The sequence below is a fragment of the Pseudomonas sp. NFACC46-3 genome (assembly GCF_900114515.1).
Lineage (GTDB): Bacteria > Pseudomonadota > Gammaproteobacteria > Pseudomonadales > Pseudomonadaceae > Aquipseudomonas > Aquipseudomonas fluorescens_Q.
Genome location: NZ_FOTH01000001.1, coordinates 666,114 through 683,822 on the forward strand (window position 1 = coordinate 666,114; position 17,709 = coordinate 683,822).

The 17,709-nt window shown below is 63.3% G+C and carries 14 protein-coding genes; 3 read left to right on the top strand and 11 right to left on the bottom strand.

Annotated elements, in window-relative coordinates:
* The first annotated feature begins 69 nt into the window (after positions 1 to 69).
* Positions 70 to 723 carry a Pr6Pr family membrane protein gene (locus tag BM300_RS02745; protein ID WP_092461952.1) on the top strand — a complete coding sequence of 218 codons (654 nt, stop codon included), beginning with the start codon at positions 70 to 72 and terminating at the stop codon, positions 721 to 723.
* A gap of 59 nt (positions 724 to 782) precedes the next feature.
* On the opposite strand, the gene BM300_RS02750 is transcribed toward BM300_RS02745, so the two are convergent.
* The 8 genes from BM300_RS02750 to BM300_RS02785 form a co-directional block, all read right to left on the bottom strand.
* Positions 783 to 1,064, bottom strand: coding sequence for a hypothetical protein (locus BM300_RS02750; protein ID WP_170862004.1), 282 nt, complete (start codon positions 1,062 to 1,064; stop codon positions 783 to 785).
* Positions 1,065 to 1,160: 96 nt separating this feature from the next.
* Entirely contained in the window at positions 1,161 to 3,272 is a 2,112-nt protein-coding gene (locus BM300_RS02755) for a PAS domain-containing hybrid sensor histidine kinase/response regulator (protein ID WP_092461954.1), read from the bottom strand.
* 275 nt (positions 3,273 to 3,547) lie between these two features.
* Positions 3,548 to 6,625 (bottom strand): error-prone DNA polymerase, encoded by a 3,078-nt coding sequence (locus BM300_RS02760; RefSeq protein ID WP_092461956.1) that lies wholly within the window; start codon positions 6,623 to 6,625, stop codon positions 3,548 to 3,550.
* On the bottom strand, positions 6,622 to 8,043 hold the full coding sequence (locus BM300_RS02765) for a Y-family DNA polymerase (protein WP_063322019.1): 1,422 nt from the start codon (positions 8,041 to 8,043) through the stop codon (positions 6,622 to 6,624). Before BM300_RS02765 ends, BM300_RS02760 begins: the two co-directional genes overlap by 4 nt.
* Positions 8,044 to 8,050: 7 nt before the next feature.
* Positions 8,051 to 8,683: a translesion DNA synthesis-associated protein ImuA gene (imuA, locus tag BM300_RS02770; RefSeq protein WP_063322020.1), complete on the bottom strand. Its 633-nt coding sequence runs from the start codon at positions 8,681 to 8,683 to the stop codon at positions 8,051 to 8,053.
* Complete coding sequence (gene lexA / locus BM300_RS02775; RefSeq protein ID WP_013692700.1) at positions 8,683 to 9,300, bottom strand: transcriptional repressor LexA; 618 nt, start codon at positions 9,298 to 9,300, stop codon at positions 8,683 to 8,685. The genes imuA and lexA overlap by 1 nt, the downstream gene beginning before the upstream one ends.
* Positions 9,301 to 9,471: 171 nt before the next feature.
* The gene (locus BM300_RS02780) at positions 9,472 to 10,443 is read right to left on the bottom strand and encodes a Gfo/Idh/MocA family protein (protein WP_092145569.1); all 972 of its coding nucleotides are present in this window, start codon (positions 10,441 to 10,443) and stop codon (positions 9,472 to 9,474) included.
* A gap of 91 nt (positions 10,444 to 10,534) precedes the next feature.
* On the bottom strand, positions 10,535 to 11,572 hold the full coding sequence (locus tag BM300_RS02785) for an AraC family transcriptional regulator (RefSeq protein ID WP_092344455.1): 1,038 nt from the start codon (positions 11,570 to 11,572) through the stop codon (positions 10,535 to 10,537).
* 205 nt (positions 11,573 to 11,777) lie between these two features.
* Here BM300_RS02785 and BM300_RS02790 point away from each other — a divergent pair, with 205 nt between their 5' ends.
* Positions 11,778 to 12,722 (top strand): SphA family protein, encoded by a 945-nt coding sequence (locus tag BM300_RS02790; protein ID WP_072347648.1) that lies wholly within the window; start codon positions 11,778 to 11,780, stop codon positions 12,720 to 12,722.
* A 216-nt stretch (positions 12,723 to 12,938) separates the two neighbouring features.
* Here the strand turns inward: BM300_RS02790 and BM300_RS02795 are convergent, their stop codons facing one another.
* From BM300_RS02795 to BM300_RS02805, 3 genes are all read right to left on the bottom strand, one after another.
* Positions 12,939 to 14,237 (bottom strand): D-arabinono-1,4-lactone oxidase, encoded by a 1,299-nt coding sequence (locus BM300_RS02795; RefSeq protein WP_170862011.1) that lies wholly within the window; start codon positions 14,235 to 14,237, stop codon positions 12,939 to 12,941.
* 115 nt (positions 14,238 to 14,352) lie between these two features.
* Complete coding sequence (locus tag BM300_RS02800; protein WP_092461960.1) at positions 14,353 to 14,724, bottom strand: c-type cytochrome; 372 nt, start codon at positions 14,722 to 14,724, stop codon at positions 14,353 to 14,355.
* A gap of 286 nt (positions 14,725 to 15,010) precedes the next feature.
* Positions 15,011 to 15,895, bottom strand: coding sequence for a LysR family transcriptional regulator (locus tag BM300_RS02805; protein ID WP_063322025.1), 885 nt, complete (start codon positions 15,893 to 15,895; stop codon positions 15,011 to 15,013).
* 130 nt (positions 15,896 to 16,025) lie between these two features.
* Here BM300_RS02805 and BM300_RS02810 point away from each other — a divergent pair, with 130 nt between their 5' ends.
* Complete coding sequence (locus tag BM300_RS02810; RefSeq protein WP_092461962.1) at positions 16,026 to 17,669, top strand: GMC family oxidoreductase; 1,644 nt, start codon at positions 16,026 to 16,028, stop codon at positions 17,667 to 17,669.
* Positions 17,670 to 17,709 lie beyond the last annotated feature (40 nt).

Here is a 17,709-nt window from a genome sequence, read left to right on the forward strand (position 1 = left end):
CCTGCTGATACAAGCATCCAACCTCTTGGGGCTTTGCAGTCGCAGGTGCCGCGAAGCAGGAGCCAAGTCATGAGCGATGAACCGGTGTTAACGCAAAGCGGTGGCGGTATCGCGGTGAAAATTGCCGCACTGCTGGGATGGTTCGCATTGATCCTCCAGCTCTACCTGATCCTGACTTCGCGCTGGCAGGGCGGCAAGAGCCTGTGGGGCGGAGTAGACATCTTCTTTAGTTATTTTACGGTGCTGACCAATATCCTGGTGGCAGTGGTACTGACCTGTGCGGCCACCTCAGGGGATTCGGCGCTGCGGCGATTCTTTCTCAAGCCCACGGTCCAGGGCGGTGTAGCCGCTGCCATCATACTCGTGGGGGTGGCGTACAACCTGCTGCTGCGCAATGTCTGGAACCCCCAGGGCTTGCAGTGGGTGGCCGACGAATTGCTGCATGACGTGATGCCGGTGCTGTTCGTGGTCTATTGGTGGTTCTGCGTGCCCAAGGGCACTTTGCAATGGCAAGATGTCTGGCCGTGGCTGATCTATCCGCTGGTCTATTTCATCTACGCCTTGGTGCGTGGTTACTTTGTCGGCGCCTACCCCTATCCCTTTATCGAAGTGGACACGCTGGGTTACCCCCGGGTGTTCCTTAATGCGGTGATGGTACTGCTGGGATTCGTCGTGGTGTCTCTGGTGCTGATTGCCTTGGACCGCTGGAAAGGCAGGCACTGAGGCAGCCCAAGCGCCAAACGACTCATCAGCACCACTGTTCCGACAAATCGGGTTAGCGGTTAACCACCGTCGGTGTCGATATCCGCATCCGTGCTTTCGCCGGACTTCGGCCGATCTGGATCCGGCTCGAAGCCAGGGCTGAAGGTATTGTCGTTGTCCCGATGAAGATTCTTCTGATCGACCTCCGGGGCCGCGCTCTGGGCCTGGTCAGTCCCGGCGGGGCTGACGGACTGGGTGTCCGATGAGTCCGCCGCAAGCTTGGGATCGATCGCCGGGTCATTGCGCGGGGACGGGGTTTGCGTCTGGCCTTGTTGCTGGGTGTTTGCGGGATCGTCGTTCATAGGCACCTCGTTCATGACAGGGCCGGATGGATGACCGGTCTTGAACATTCGAAGGTGACGCGACGGCTTCGGTTCCATTTGTTTGCAGCGCCGCGATCAACCGCCCAGCACACGCCTCACCATCCGGGTCAGCGCGTCCGGGCCGTAGGGTTTGCTCAACAAATGGGTATCGGGGCTCAGTTGATGATTCCGGGAGATGATGTCCCGGGTGTGCCCCGAGGTGAACAGCACCGGGACCGGCGGTTTCTGCACCTTGGCCCAGGCGGCCAGGTCGGAACTCTTGATCAGGCCGGGCATGACGACGTCGGTGAAGATCAGGTCGACCGAGATGCCTTCCAGCAGCAGCTTCATCGCCTCATCGCCGTTGGCGGCCGTGAGGGTCCGATAGCCGGACTGTTCCAGCAGTTCCACCGACGCGCTGCGCACCTCGTTGTTGTCTTCCACCACCAGGATCGTCTCTTGCCTGCCGGACTGAAACACGTCGTGTTGCTCGGCTTCGCCCGCTTCGGGCGCAAGGCTTCGAGGGAAGTACATCCGTACTCGCGTACCCTCGCCCAGGTCGCTGGAGATCTCGATATGGCCGCCACTCTGCTTGACGAACCCGAACACCATGCTCAGTCCAAGCCCCGTGCCCTGGCCATCGGTCTTGGTGGTGAAAAAGGGTTCGAACACCTGCTTCAGGATCTCGGGCGGCATGCCGGCACCGCAGTCGATCACCGACAGCCGGACATAGTCGCCGGCCGAGATCCCCTTGCCGGCACAGAACGCTTGATCGAGCACGATGTTCTCCCCAATCAGGCGGATGGTGCCCTCGCCGCCCATGGCATCGCGCGCATTGATCGCCAGGTTCAACAGGGCGTTTTCCAATTGATTGCGATCGACGTGAATGCACCAGGGCTCCTGGGGCAAGCTCACGTCAATCTGGATGGTTTCGCCCAAGGCCCGTTGCAACAGTTCACCCATGCCATCATAGATGCGTCGTGGGTTGTAGACCGCCGGTGACAATGGCTGGCGCCGGGCAAAAGCCAGCAGCTGCGATGACAACTTGGCCCCCCGCTCCACGGCTTCGATGGAGGCACTGACCCGCCGTTGCACGTTGACGTTGTCCCGTTCGTGGCGGGCCAGCAAGTGCAGGTTGCCGGCAATCACTTGCAGCAGGTTGTTGAAGTCATGGGCCACGCCGCCAGTGAGACCGCCAATGGCCTCGAGCTTTTGCGACTGACGCAACTGCTCTTCTGCCGCCAGCCGCGCCTGCACCTCGTCGGCGACCCGCTGTTCCAGGTCGCGGGTGAATTTGAGCAGCGAAGCTTCGGCTGTCTTGCGTTCATTGATGTCAATCAGCACACCTGGAAAACGCAAGGGCTTGCCCGTGGCATCGAATTCGCAGCGACCGCTGGCCAGCACCCACCGGTAATCACCGCCCACGCGGCGCACCCGATATTCAGCGCTGTAGGGGATGCCCGTGCGCAAGGTCAGTTCGATCCGCTGGTTGACCTCTTCGAGGTCATCGGCGTGGATGCGCTGGCGGGCAATTTCGATGGGCAGTGCGTCCAGTGAACAGTCTGGCGGGTAGTTGAAGGTACGGGCGAAACGCTCATCGCCCGACAGTGTGTCGGCCTGGATGTCCCAGACGAACGACCCCAGCAATGGTCCGGCCGAGAGGGCCAGTTGAATGCGCTCGTTGACGGCTCGGTAACTGCGTTCGGCCTCTTGCCGGGCGCGCTCGGTCAACACGAGCTCGGTGGTTTCCACCACAATCGCCAGCACGCCCGCCGGGGACTGGTCGTCATCGGGCACCGGGCTGTAATAGAGGTCCATCCACACATCTTCAGGCTTGCCATCGCGTAGCAGGACCAGCTCTTTGCTGCGGTAGGACAAGGTGCCGCCGGCCAGGCAGACGTCCAGCACATGCCGATTGAATTCGGCGACCTCCGGCCAACCCAACTCCACTGCACACCCCAGCAGGTAAGGATGGCGGCCACCGGCAAACTCGGCATAGGCATCGTTGTAGATCATGAAGCCCTGGCGGCCCCACAACATCACCATCGGCAGGGGCGAAGCCAGCAACAACTGGACGGCACTGCGCAGGCTGGCGGACCAGTGCTCGATGGCGCCCAACTCGGTCCGGCTCCAATCGAACGCCCGGATACGCCCGGCCATTTCACCGCCCCATCCAGGGCACCCGTGATTTTGGGATAGAAACTGCATGATCGATTCTGAACCTCAAAATGCCTGCAGGGAGTCGGCATCCACAAACCCCTTGGGATCAGAGCTTCGAGCGCTGGGTTGGCGTTTGGTTTCATGCTGGTCGATCCAGGCCCGATCCTGTGGCAAGGGAGCTTGCTCCCGCTCGGCGGCGCAGCCGTCGTAAACCGGCTGATGCGGTGTGCCTGATGGATTGCATAAACCATTTTTTGGGGGGCTGCTACGCAGCCCAGCGGGAGCAAGCTCCCTCGCCACAAAAACGGCGGTGTTGCTGGGGCTCAGCGAAAGTCACGGCTTTGCACCTGGATACCCGCCAACAACTCGGTCAGGTCGCTCAAGCGCCCGGCGATCAGGTGGCGGACCTCGCCGACGCTTTCCCAGCGCCCGTCGACCTTGAGCAGTTGCGAGCCCACCAAGGTCTTGCGCTGGCGTTCGGCCAAGTCGCGCCAGACCACCACATTGAGGTTGCCGAATTCATCTTCCAGGGTGACAAAGGTCACACCGCTGGCCGTGCCCGGGCGTTGGCGACCGGTAACCAGCCCGGCGACGCTGACGTTGCGGCCATGCTCCACCTCTTGCAGCTCCCGTGAGCTGCGGCAGCGCCGTGCGCGCAGTTCGGGGCGCAGCAGGGCCAATGGATGAGGGCCCAGTGTCGTGCCGAGCGTGGTGTAATCGGCAAACAGGTTTTCCCCCAGCGTAGGTTTTGGCAGGGCCACGGGCGGTTCCTCCTGGCAGGGCAAACCGGCGAACAAGCCCAGTTGTTTCTGCACCCCGGCCACTTCCCAGCGGGCACGATGGCGATCACCAGCCAGGCCCTGCAAAGCCCCCGCATCGGCCAATTGCGCCTGGGCCCGGGCATCGAGCTGCGCGCGCTCGCCCAAGTCAGCCACGTCGCTGAAGGGCCGATGCCGGCGGGCCGCTTCGATACGGCGGGCATCCTCTTCGCGAAAGCCCTTGATCATGCACAGCCCCATGCGGATCGCCGGTTGTCGACCGTCCATGGGCTCGAGGCTGCAATCCCAATCGCTGGCGCGCACGTCCACCGGGCGGATCGACAGTTGATGCCGGCGGGCATCCTGGAGGATCTGGTCCGGGCTGTAGAACCCCATGGGCCAACTGTTGATCAGGGCACAGGCGAACGCCGCCGGTTCGTGGCATTTGAGCCAACTGCTGGCGTAGGTCAGCAAGGCGAAACTGGCGGCGTGGGATTCCGGGAAGCCGTAATTGCCGAAGCCTTTGATCTGTTCGAAGATTTGCGCGGCGAACTCAGCGGTGTAGCCGTTTTTTTTCATCCCCTGCGCCAGGCGCTCCCGATGGGGCTCCAACCCACCGTGACGTTTCCAGGCCGCCATGGAGCGACGCAATTGGTCTGCTTCACCCGGGGTGTAATCGGCCGCGACGATGGCGATCTGCATGACCTGCTCCTGGAACAAGGGAACACCCAGGGTGCGGTTGAGCACTTGCTTCAACGCTTCAGAGGGATAAGTCACCGCCTCTTCTTTGTTTCTGCGGCGCAGGTACGGATGCACCATCCCACCCTGGATCGGCCCGGGGCGTACGATGGCCACTTCGATGACCAAATCGTAGAACGTCTTGGGCCTCAGCCGAGGCAACATCGACATCTGCGCCCGGGACTCGATCTGGAACACACCGATGGTGTCGGCGCGACTGATCATTTCGTAGGTCGCCCGATCATCCTTGGGCAGTGACGCCAGGGCGTAGCGCTGGCCCCGATAGCGCTCGATCAAGTCGAAACAGCGACGAATCGCACTGAGCATGCCCAGGGCCAGGATGTCCACCTTGAGCAGCCCGACCGCGTCCAGGTCGTCCTTGTCCCACTGGATGATGGTGCGATCGGCCATGGCGGCGTTTTCCACCGGCACCAGGGTGTCCAGGGGTTGCTCGGAAATCACGAAGCCACCAGGGTGTTGGGACAAATGCCGGGGAAAACCGATCAATTGCCGGGTCAGGCTCAGGACCCGGCGCAACACCGGGCTGTCCGGGTCGAAGCCACCTTCACGCAAACGCTCCACTGGCGGCGCCTCGTCGCTCCAGCGGCCACAGCAATCGGCCAGGGCGTTGACCTGGTCTGGCGGCAAGCCCAGGGCCTTGGCCACATCGCGCACCGCCCCGGCGCCGTGGTAACTGCTGACCACCGCCGTCAATGCCGCACGATGACGACCGTAGCGCTGGAACACGTACTGCAGCACTTCCTCGCGACGGTCGTGTTCGAAGTCGACGTCGATGTCCGGCGGCTCGTTGCGCTCCCGGGACAGGAAGCGTTCGAACAACAGGCTGGTAAGGCTGGGATCGATTTCGGTGATGCCCAAGGCGTAGCACACCGCCGAGTTGGCCGCCGAACCACGCCCCTGGCAAAGAATATGACGGCTGCGGGCGAAGCTGACGATGTCCTGTACGGTGAGGAAATAGCTGTCATAACCCAGCTCGGCGATCAGGCTCAGCTCCTTGTCGATCTGTGCCCACACTTTGTCTGTCACGCCATCCTTCCACCGCTCGCGCATGCCGCGCTCGGTCAGCTCCCGCAGCCAGGACGCCGGATCATGCCCCGCGGGCACCAGCTCACGGGGGTATTGGTAACGCAGTTGGCCGAGGTCGAAGGTGCAACGCCGGGCGATGTTCAGGGTTTCGTCGAGCAAGGCCCGCGGATAGAGATCGGCCAGATCCTTGCAGCTGCGCAAGTGGCGCTCGCCGTTGGGGTGCAGGCGCTGGCCGGCCTCGGCCACCGTGACGTGGTGGCGGATGGCGGTCATGGTGTCCTGCAGGGCACGACGGCCGCGCACGTGCATGTGTACATCACCACTGGCAACGATTGGGAGATCCAAGCGTTCGGCCAGCGCCAACGAGTCTGCCAATCGGCGGCGGTCGTCCTGTGCGCAATGCAACTGGACCGTCAGCCACAGGCGCCCGGCAAAGGTCGACTGGAGCCAACGGCCATGTTCCTCGGCATCCTTGCCCTCGGCTATCCATAACGCCAGCAGCCCCGACAAGGGCTGGTCGAAGTCCTCTCGCACGATGCGATAGTGGCCTTTCTCGCTGCGCCGCCGGGCGCGGGTGATCAGCCGGCACAAGGCTTGATAGCCTTCCAGGTCTTCCACCAGCAACACCAGTTTCGGGCCGTTCTCGACCTGGATCTCGCTGCCGACGATCAGTTGCAGCTCCAGTTCCTTGGCCGCCTGCCAGGCCCGGACGATTCCGGCCAAGGTGCATTCGTCGGTGATCGCCAGGGCCTGGTAGCCCTGCTGCTTGGCGCGACGGCACAACTCCAGGGCACTGGAGGCGCCGCGCTGGAAGCTGAAGTTCGACAGGCAATGCAGCTCGGCATACTCAACGTTCATGCGAACCAGCCCTGCAGCCACAGCGGCCCGCCCTCGCCCACCGTTCGATAGGCCCAGCCACGTTGTCCGCGGCGGGTTTCGATCAGGTAATAGTCACGACGCACATCCGCGCCGTCCCACCAACCGGTCTCGATGCGCTCGGGGCCCATGAGGATGTGCGCCTGACCTTGCGCCAATGCCTGGGGCTCCTCCAGCAGCCAGCCGGGACGCTGCACGCCGTCGCGCACCGGACAAGCCTGGGAGCGGGGTTGGGAGGTCATCTGCCAGGCGCACTCAGGCCGATGGTCGTCGCGAAACCCCAGGCCCTGCACGGCCTCATCCCCCAGCCGGGCCCGCAAGCGTTCGCGCAGTTGCTCCCAGGGCAATGATTGCTGGGGACGTTCGTCGAACAGCTCCAGGCGCTGGGGCACGAAACTCGGCAGGTCCTCGGCACACAAGCGAAAGCCCCGCACCGGGGCCTCGACCTGCACCTGTTCCAAGCGACCGCGGGCCAGTTCGAAGAGCATCGCCGGGGCCCGCTCGGCGCTGAGCAGGCCGACCTTGATCACTGTATCCGGCAACCCGGCATGCTCCAGGTGCAGGTCAAAGCGCTGCACGCCGCTGTCGCGCCCGCAGAGGAAGGCCGACAAGTCACCGGTCAGCCGGCGCAACGGGAACAACAGCGCTTGATGGGATTGCACGTCATAGTTGAGCTCGATGCGCACATCAAAACGGTCCGGCGGCAGGTAGAACGACAGCGCCAGGGTGCGATGGCCCATCAACGCGTCGAGGTGCTTGAGCACTTGGGCCTCGAAGCGCCGCGCCAGGGTCTGCCGGGGCAAGGCCTGGACCTGGCTCAAGCGGCGCAGGCCCATGCGCGACAGCGCCGTGGCGACGTCGGGTTCCAGGCCGATACGCTCCACAGGCATGTCTCCCAGGCACTGTTGCAAGGTCTCGGCGTCGGGCACCACCAGGGCGTCATAGGCATTGGCCAACACCCGTGCCGCCACCGGATTGGGAGCGGCGACGATGCGATGACGAAAGCCCAGCTCGGTCAGCTCGGCCCGCAAGCGCGCCTCGAACACCGGCCAGGGGCCAAACAGGCCAAGGCTCGACTCGATCTCGAACAGCAGCGTACGCGGGTAATGCACGCTGACCTGGGCGCTGAAACGGTAGGCCCAGGCCGCCAGGAACTGTTGCCAGTGTTCGATTTGCGCCGCGTCGTATTCGGCGGTGGCAAAGCCTTTGCTCAAGGCCTGGGCGGCGGTCATGGTCTGGCCAGGACGCAAGCCCAAGGCTCGTGCCGGCGCATTCACCGCTTGCAGCACCCGACGCTGGGCCGGACCGGTCAGCAATGCCAGGGGCTGGTCGGGATCGGGGCGCTGACGCAGCGCGGCGTCCAGCGCCAATTGCGGGAAGAGAATACAGACCCAGCGCATCGCAACCTCAATGCCCGGTTTGTGTGGCGAGCGTGGCAAAGGCAATCGGCGCCGAACGAGCCAACCCGCCGCGGCACTTGAGCACGCGCAATTGCGCCGGCCGGGTATCGATGGCGATGCGCAGCGCCGCTGGCGACGGATTGATGGCCTCCTGGATCGAGCGCCAGGCGAACGCCAGGGTCTGGCCGGTTTCCGCCGCCACTTGCAAACGGCGCAAGGCCCGGTCATCCGCCTGACGGGGCCAACACAGCACCGCGCCACAACTGCCAGAACGCAAGCATTGTTCGGTGGCCCACAGGGCATCGCGCTCATCGGCGCGGATTACCGACAACTGACGCAGGTCGACGCCAGCGTTCTGCCAGGCCTGGGGATAGGGCACGAACGGTGGCGCCACCAGCACGATCCGCTCCCCCGCCGCCGACAGCCGCGCCAGGGTCGGCCACACCAGTTGCAACTCACCCACGCCCGGCGCGGCGATGAGCAGTTCCGTCAAGGCCGCCTCCGGCCAGCCACCACTGGGCAACGCCGCGTCCAGTGCCGCATGGCCGGTGGGTTGCGGGCTGGCGGCTGGCGGCGCAGGCCGGCCCTTCCAGACCTGGCCGCCGTTGAACAGCGTGTCCAGCGCAACGACAGCGCCCATCAGCCTTGCCTCACCAAGCCACAGAACACCCCTTCTATCGCCAGGTCCTGATCGGCCTCGACGATGATCGGCTGGTAAGCCGGGTTGCGCGGCAACAAACGCACCCGCTCGCCAATGCGCTCGAAGCGCTTGATGGTGACTTCGCCATCCAGGCGCGCCACGACAATCTGGCCGTTGGCGGCCTGCGGCGTGCGCTGCACACCCACCAGGTCACCGTCGAGAATGCCGTCCTCGATCATCGAATCGCCCTGGACCCGCAGCAGGTAATCCGGCGCCTTGGTAAAAATCGCCGGGTCCAGCATCAGGCGACTGTGGACCTCGGCATCGGCGCCGATCGGCAGCCCGGCAGCCACTCGCCCCAGCACCGGCACGTCCAGCAGCTCGGGTCGTGGTGGCTGGTTCAGCAAGCGAATGCCCCGGGCCTGGTGCGGATTGACCTCGATGAAACCGGCTTCGGTCAGCGCCAGCACATGCTTGCGCGCCACACTGCGGGAGGCAAAACCGAACGCCTCGCTGATTTCAGCGAGGCTGGGAGGCTGGCCCTGATCGGCGATGCGTTCGCGGATGAAGGTCAGGATGGCGGTGCGGCGAGGAGTGAGAGTCGTCATGGAGTACATTTGTACTCTTTAAGGATTTTTCTGACAAGCGCCGCCAGTCAGTTCACAGTTTGCCTGTACCCATCATTGTGGCGAGGGAGCCTGCTCCCGCTCGGCTGTGCAGCGACCGTGGGAACAGCGCGCCGGTGACGGGACGCCGTTCGACATGAGTTATGCCCGCGCGGGCTCGCCTCAACGGCGTTGGAGAATGCGGTCCATCACCCAGTCGGTCTTCAAGGCCTCTTCGGCCACGGCGGGATGCTTCGACTCACCACGGATATGGGCATTCATGCCGAGTACATGGTGCCACTGGATATGCTCAGGATGATGAGGAATGTCGAGGCTGACGGAGGTATCCGTGCACAGTTGCAACGGCGCCTCATCGAACACCGAGAAGCTGATCCGCCCCTGGCTGCCAATCACCTCCACGCGGTCCTCACGTCGGTCAGCGACGAAGTTCCAACAGCCCATGCCTGTGGCTCCGCAGGCAAAACGCCAATTGGCCACGACCGCATCTTCTGCCTGATACAAGCCGTTCTGGCGAGCGGCGAGACCTGCCACTTCGACGATGTCCCCCAACAGGAACTGGAACAGATCAAGGCCATGGCAGGCCAGGTCCGTGAAATAACCTCCGCCTGCAATCGCCGGATCGGTACGCCAGTTGGTCGCGCCGTTGATATCCGCCAATGACGCGGGCTTAGTCAGCGTCCAGGTCAAATGCCGGATGTCACCGATGCATCCTTGCTCGATCCATTGCCGCACTTTGCAAAAGCGCGGCAGCGAGCGCCGGTAGTACGACACAAACAGCTGCACCCCGGCGCTGTTGAATACGCGCTGCATTTCCCGGCTCTGCGCGACATTGAGGGACATGGGTTTCTCGACACAGCAATGCTTGCCGGCAGCAGCCACCAGCAGGCTATAGCTGAAATGACTGTCGGGCGGCGTCGCAATGTAAACCGCATCGACTTCGGGATCATCGATCAGTGCCTGCGCGTCGGTGTAGAACCTGGCGATGCCGTGGCGTTCAGCATAATCGGACACGGCCTCCAGACGTCGCCCCATCACCGCAACCAGCGCTGAACCGGGCGCCTTGTAGAAGGCCGGCCCACTCTTGCGTTCCGTCACGCTGCCACACCCGATCATGCCCCAGCGTACCGTTTTCATCGTTTGACTCATGGAATCAAGGCCACCGGCTGCGCAATGAAGCCCCTCAAAAAAGGCAGGAGTTTAATCAGCCCCAGGCTGAATGTCTTGGCTACAACGTTTGCCCTTCGTTGCGAAACGCGCTCGGGCTCATGCCTGTCCAGCGCCGGAACGCCCGGCGGAAGCTGCGCACATCGCTATAGCCGACTTCTTCGGTGATGCGCTCGATGGACAGCTCGGGATTGGCCAACAGGTTCAGGGTGCGGCTGCGACGCACCTGTTCGAGCAAGGTCTCGAAGGTCAGGTTGTGCTCACTCAGGCGCCGACGCAGGGTGCGGCTGCTCATGTTGAGATCACCGGCGATTTTCTCGATGTGGCTGCCACGGGTCAGGTCTCGGGCAATTGCCCGTTCCACGGTCTGGATCAGGTCAATCTTCTGGTGAACTTCGATGGCTTCCTGTTCCAGCAAGGCCAATGCCTGGCGCAGGGCCAACGAGTGGTGATTGGGCAAACGCATATCCAGCCAGCGCACGTCGATCAGCATGCGATTGTGTCGGCAACCGAAGTGCACATCCGGTCCCAAGATCCGCTGATATTCCTGGGCATAGGACGGCGCGGCGTGCATGAACTCCACGGCCAGGGGCTTGAAATCGGGCCCCGCCAGGGCCCGGCCATAGACCATCAGGCTGGCGAAGAACTCTTCCACGGCAAACACCTGGATCTCGGCGAAAGGCAGCCGGCAGGTCGCCTCGACCATGATCCGGCCAGTGGCTTCTTCGACGCTGGTCACCGCGATGCCACCGGTGGTGTGCTGGTAACGAACCCCCAGGGCAAAGGCATCGCGCAGGGTTTCGCACAATGATAGGACGTGGCCCAGCAGGCCGAGGGTGCCAAGCACGTTGCGGTCCCCCACCCACAACCCCAGCCCCTGCTCGGGCAACAGCTTGAGCGCCCGTTGAATCATGACCACGGCCTGGCGGTGGGAAATGCGCTGGGCGGGATCTTGCAGATCATCAAGGCCGAACCCCAGGCCGCGACACAGGCTGGCGGCATCGAAGCCCTTGTCCGCCACAACCTCGGCCAGGGTCTGTAGCAGGAATGGCGATACCAACGCCAATTCATAGGTCGGGTCGATGACTTTCATCTGCATGGGCGGGTTCCGGAGGACGTTAGGTGGCGTTTTTGTAACCGGTTATTTCACAAAGTTAGCATGCCCCGGCGGATCGTGGGACACAAAAATCTGGCCGCCCAAGTCCCCTGTATGGCCGCCAATACCCTGCCCTGTTGGCGGCGAACGGCTTATTTGTATGGCTCGGACTTTCGGTGCATCTCCAACAATAATAATGAGCCCCCACATGAACCCGATCCGCACGACATTCGCCTTGCAATTGACCCTCGGCCTGGCCTGCGGCGGTGCCCTGCCCGCCCTGGCTACCGAATCGGGGGTGGACAACATCGGCCCGGGCACCGACGGCTTTTTTGTGTTGCCGCTGGAGGTCGACAGCCTTCCGGACCACATGGTCGCGTTCAACCTCTACTACAACCATTACAAGGCCCGGAAATTCAACATCAGTTCATTGGGCGGCGAACTGCCGGATGTCGAAATCGAATCCACGGCAGTGGTCCCGCGCATCGATTACCTGAGCCCGTTGCGGGTGGCCGGTGGGCGCGCGGGGATCTACATCGCCCAACCCTGGATCAAGCAGGAAGTCTCGGTATTCGGCCTGCACGACACCCGCGAAGGCATGGGCGACACCACGATTTCGCCCATCGTGCTCTGGGACATGGGCAAGAACCTGACCCTGGCCGCGGCGGTGGAAATCACCGTGCCGACCGGCGAATACAGCACCGATCGACTGGCCAATACCAGCAACAATTTCTACACCTACAAGCCGCTGTTTTCCTTCACCTGGCTACCCACGGAAAACACCGAGGTGTCGATGAAAACCACCTACAGCTTCAACCGCAAGAACAAGGACACCGACTACCGCTCGGGGCAGATCTTCCACTTCGATTATTCCGCCAGCTACCGCGTGACCGACAACGTGATGCTGGGGCTCAACGGCTACTACCTCAAACAGACCACCGACGACAAACAGTACGGCCGCACCGTGCAATTTGCCGGGCAGGACGTCGACGACGGCGTACGCGGCCAGGTCTTTGCCATCGGCCCTGCGCTGCACCTGACCTTCCTCAAGTACGCCAGCGCCGAAATCCGCTGGGCCAAGGAGTTTGCAGTGGAGAACCGCACCGAGGGCGAAATGCTCTGGGCCAAGGTCAGTATTCCGTTTGCGTTCTAGAGTGTTTCACAGCACCTGTGGCGAGGGAGCTTGCTCCCGCTGGGCAGCGCAGCGGCCCCAATCGGATAACACTGCTTTCCAGGCAGATCGCGTCAGCCGGTTTACGACGGCTACGCCGCCGAGCGGGAGCAAGCTCCCTCGCCACAGGTTTTGTGCCTGACAGGAATGACTGATGCACCGCCATCGCGAGCAAGCTCGCGCCCACAGGTTCTTCCTTCAGCTCAAACCCAGAATCGATGAAAGATGCCCATTGAGGAACTTGCCGCTGGGGTCCAGCGCCTGGCGCACCTCGGTGAATTCCGTCCAGCGCGGGTACAGCGCCTGGAGTGCCTTGGCGTTCAGGGAATGCAATTTCCCCCAATGCGGACGGCCCTGGTATTTCCAGAAGATCGGCTCGATGGCGGCAAAGAAATTGTGATGGTCCATCTGATAATGCTGGTGCACCGAGATCGAGCAACTGTCCCGGCCTTCGAACATGCTCAGGGCAATGTCGTCGGCCTTCACGTAGCGGTACTCAATGGGAAACCAGGTGCGCAGGTCCTTGTCGCGGATCAGCGCCAGAATCTCCCGCAGGCACGCCGGACCGTATTCGGCCGGCACCGAGTACTCCATCTCGTTGAAGCGCACAGTGCGCGCGTTGGCGTAGATGTCATGGGAGTCACCGACCCGGTCGTCGAAATCGGCCATCAGCCGCAGGCTGTTGAGCAGCGCTCGACGGATCGTTGGAAAGTCGCTGCCGTACTTGTCGAGGTTTTCGATCAGGCTGACGAAATCGTTGCCGCCCTCCTCCTCGGGGCTGATCGGCGGCGTGGCCGGATCCGTGGTTTCGTTCAGGGTGATCGACAACGCATAGTCGGAATGGGTGACGACCTGCATTTCCCAGTGCTGATTGTCCCGGGTGTTGGTGCCCACGTCCTCGAGCAACTCCTCGGTTTTCGCCACCCACTGGTGCTCGCGCAAGCGATAGGCGGCGCGGTTCTGCAGGCGCACGCGAGTCACCAGCCCCAGCGCGCCAAGGGACACCCGGCCGGCCTTGAACACTTCTGGATGACGCTGGGCATCGCAATCGAGGACCGCGCCGCTGGCCGTCACCAGTTGCAGGCCGACCACTTGGGACGCGTACGAGCCGAAGGCCTTGCCAGTACCGTGGGTCGAGGTGGCGATGGCACCGGCCAGGGTCTGGTAATCCACGTCGGCCATGTTCGGCAGTGCCTGGCCGATGGCCTTGAGCGCCGGCCCCATGCGGGACATGGGCGTGCCACCGCCGAACTCGGCTTGCAGGCTGGCGGCATCATGAGCCAACAGGCCGCTGAAAAAACTCAGCGACAACAAGGTGCCGTCAGTGGGCACCAGGGCGCTGAAGGAATGCCCGGAACCCACCGGACGAATCCGCCCTTCGGCGCGCCTCACCACGTTCACCAGTTCATCGAGGTCCTTGGGGGCCAGGCGCGCCGCCGGCAAGCAGCTCTGCGCACCGGACCAATTGCGCCAGGGGATCAGCCGCGGCGCGCGCATCAACTCGGCCAGGGCGCCCTGGCTGCCCAGGGCCGTAAAGGCCGCGACAACGCCGGCTTGTTGCAGCAACCGACGCCGTGAGTAATCCATCGTCATGCCGTAGTACCCGTAGTTATTATTGGAAGTGATGACCGGACATGAAGGCGATCAGGGCCAGGAACTGTTCTTCGGAACAGTGCATGCACAAGCCCATCGGAGGCATGCCGTTGTAGCCGTTGATCGCGTGATCCAGCAGGGTGTCGGCGCCCTGGGCCACCCGTGGCGCCCAGGCGTTCATATCGCCGGTCAACGGCGCCCCGGCACCGGGGTTGGCGTGGCAGAGCTTGCAGCTGCTGTCGTAGACCTGAGCCAACGCCGCGTCGGCGGGCATCGCCGTGAATACCGTGGGCACGGGCGGCTTGGCCTCATCGCCACACGCGGCAAGCAACGCGCCGAACGATACGACGGCAGCGGTTCGAAGCAGGAAGGAAGGCGTGATTGCCGACATAAGGCCCCTCTTGGCGGCGCAAGGGTTGCGCCTTTCTTGTTGTGGGTCTGGCAGTTCCCACACTAAGGCACGCCACCGCGTTGGCTTGAGGTCATTGGGGGCCATAAAAGGGGGCTTGGGCGGCCAGCACTTGCACAGTCCTTGTGGCGAGGGAGCTTGCTCCCGCTGGGGTGCGAAGCAGCCCTGAACCATTCATTGCGGTGGGTCAGGGCATTGCGAACTGAGGTTTGGGGCTGCTGCGCAGCCCAGCGGGAGCAAGCTCCCTCGCCACAGGGGTACTACGTGGTCAGGGCAGCAGCAGCGCCTGCTCGCGCTCGCACAACTGCACCACGTAATCCCACAACACCCGCAGGCGTACGGATTTGTGCAGCTCGCGACGGGTGCTGATCCAGTAGCTGCGGCGGATGGTTTCGTCCGGCAGCAACGGCACCAGCGTCGGGTCGCCGCTGGCCATGTAGCAAGGCAGCACGGCAATCCCCAGGCCGGAGCGCGCAGCCTGTTGCTGGGCGATGACGCTGGTGCTGTGGAACACCACCCGAGGGTTGCGGCAAAAGCTGTTGAGGAACATCAGTTCCTGGCTGAACAAAAGATCATCGACATACCCGATCCAGGCATGGCGGGCCAGGTCCTCGCGGCTGCGCAGCGCTGGCGAGCGGTCCAGGTAGGCCTGGCTGGCGTACAGCGCCAAGCTGTAGTCGGTGAGTTTGCGGGTGACCAGCAGGTCGGCCGCCGGGCGTTCGAGGTGAATGCTGATTTCCGCCTCACGGTTGAGGATGCTGACAAAGCGTGGCACCGCCACCAGTTCCACTTCCAGCCCCGGATAGCGCTGGAACAGCCCCTCCATGCGGCAGGCGAGGAACATGATGCCCAGCCCTTCGGTCACTCCCAGGCGGATCTTGCCCAGGGGCGCACTGGACTGGGTGATGTCCTCCTGGGCCAGCAACGCCACGTTCTCCATGGCTTCGGCGTGCTTGAGCAGCGTCTCGCCGGCCGGGGTCAGTTCATAGCCCTGGGCATGCTGGACAAACAGCGCGGTGCCGAGGCTTTTCTCGATGGCCTCGATGTGCCGTGCCACGGTGGCGTGGGTGGTGTTCAGGCGCCGTGCAGCCGTCAGCAGACGCCCGCTGCGTTGCAGCTCCAGGAAATAACGCAGGTCATTCCAGTCGAACATGAGGCGATCCTTGAACGCGCCTGAAGGCATGACTGTTTATAAACGCACAGCCGCTGCGCAAAAACTAACATTCTTTTGACGAAAACTAACAACTAGGATGGGTCCCACAACAACAAGAATGAGGTCGCGAATGCAACCTGTCGTCGATGAATACGATTACGTGATCGTGGGCGCCGGCCCTGCCGGATGCCTGTTGGCCAATCGGCTGTCGGCCCATCCGCAACACCGGGTGCTGCTGCTCGAAGCCGGCGGGCGCGACAACTATCCGTGGATTCACATCCCGGTCGGCTACCTGTTCTGCATCGGCAACCCACGCACCGACTGGTGCTTCAAGACCGAAGCACAACCCGGTCTGCAAGGGCGTGCCCTAAGTTATCCGCGCGGCAAGGTCCTGGGCGGTTGCTCCTCCATCAACGGCATGATCTACATGCGCGGCCAGGCGGCGGACTACGACGGCTGGGCCGCCGAGGGCAATTCTGGCTGGGCCTGGAACGACGTGCTGCCACTGTTCCGCCAGAGCGAAAACCATTTTGCCGGCGCGTCCGAATTTCACGGCGCCGCAGGGGAATGGCGGGTCGAACGCCAGCGCCTGTCATGGCCGATTCTCGATGCGTTCCGCACCGCCGCCGAACAGAGCGGCATCCCCAACGTCGACGATTTCAACAGCGGCGACAATGAAGGCTGCGGCTACTTCCAAGTCAACCAGAAAGCCGGGGTACGCTGGAACGCGGCCAAGGCGTTTCTCAAGCCGATTCGCCACCGCGCCAACCTCACGGTGTTGACCGACGTCGAGGTCGACCGCGTGTTGCTGCGTGACGACCGCGCCCACGCCCTCAGCGCGCGCTGGCAAGGCAAGGGCATGACCTTCAAGGCCCGCAAGGAAATCGTCCTGTGCGCCGGGGCCGTGGGATCGCCGGGGATCCTGCAACGTTCCGGGATCGGCCCGCGCAGCCTGCTGCAACGCCTGGGCATCGGCGTGACCCATGAACTGCCCGGTGTCGGCGGCAACTTGCAGGACCACCTGCAACTGCGGCTGATCTACCAGCTGGAAAACGCCCGCACCCTGAACCAGATCGCCGGCACCCTGTGGGGCAAGATGGGCATGGGCCTGCGCTACCTGTACGACCGCAGCGGCCCGCTGTCCATGGCCCCCAGCCAACTCGGCGCGTTTGCCCGCTCGGGGCCGGAACAGACCTCGGCCAACCTCGAATATCACGTACAGCCATTGTCCCTGGAACGCTTCGGCGAACCGTTGCACAGCTTCCCGGCGTTCACCGCGTCGGTCTGCGACCTGCGCCCGCAAAGCCGTGGCCGGGTGGACATCCGCTCCGCCGACCCGCACGAAGCGCCGCTGATCCAGCCCAACTACCTGAGCCATCCCGAAGACCTGCGAGTCGCCGCCGACGCCATCCGCCTGACCCGCCGCATCGTCGCGGCCCCGGCCCTGAGCACGTTCAAACCGGTGGAATACCTGCCGGGCCCCAGCCTGCAAACCGAAGAAGAGCTGCACCAGGCCGCCGCCCGGATCGGCACGACGATTTTCCACCCGGTCGGCACGTGCCGCATGGGCCAGGATCGTGACGCGGTGGTGGATGCACAACTGCGTGTCCACGGCATCAAGGGCCTGCGCATTGCCGACGCCTCGATCATGCCGCGCATCACCTCGGGCAACACTTGCTCGCCAACATTGATGATTGCCGAGAAGGCGGCGCAGATGATGCTCAATCCCGCGATGAGGAACACCGACGTCGAAAAAGCACCTGCTACGGTCTGAAGAACAACAGAAACACCTGTGGGAGCGAGCTCCCAAAAGG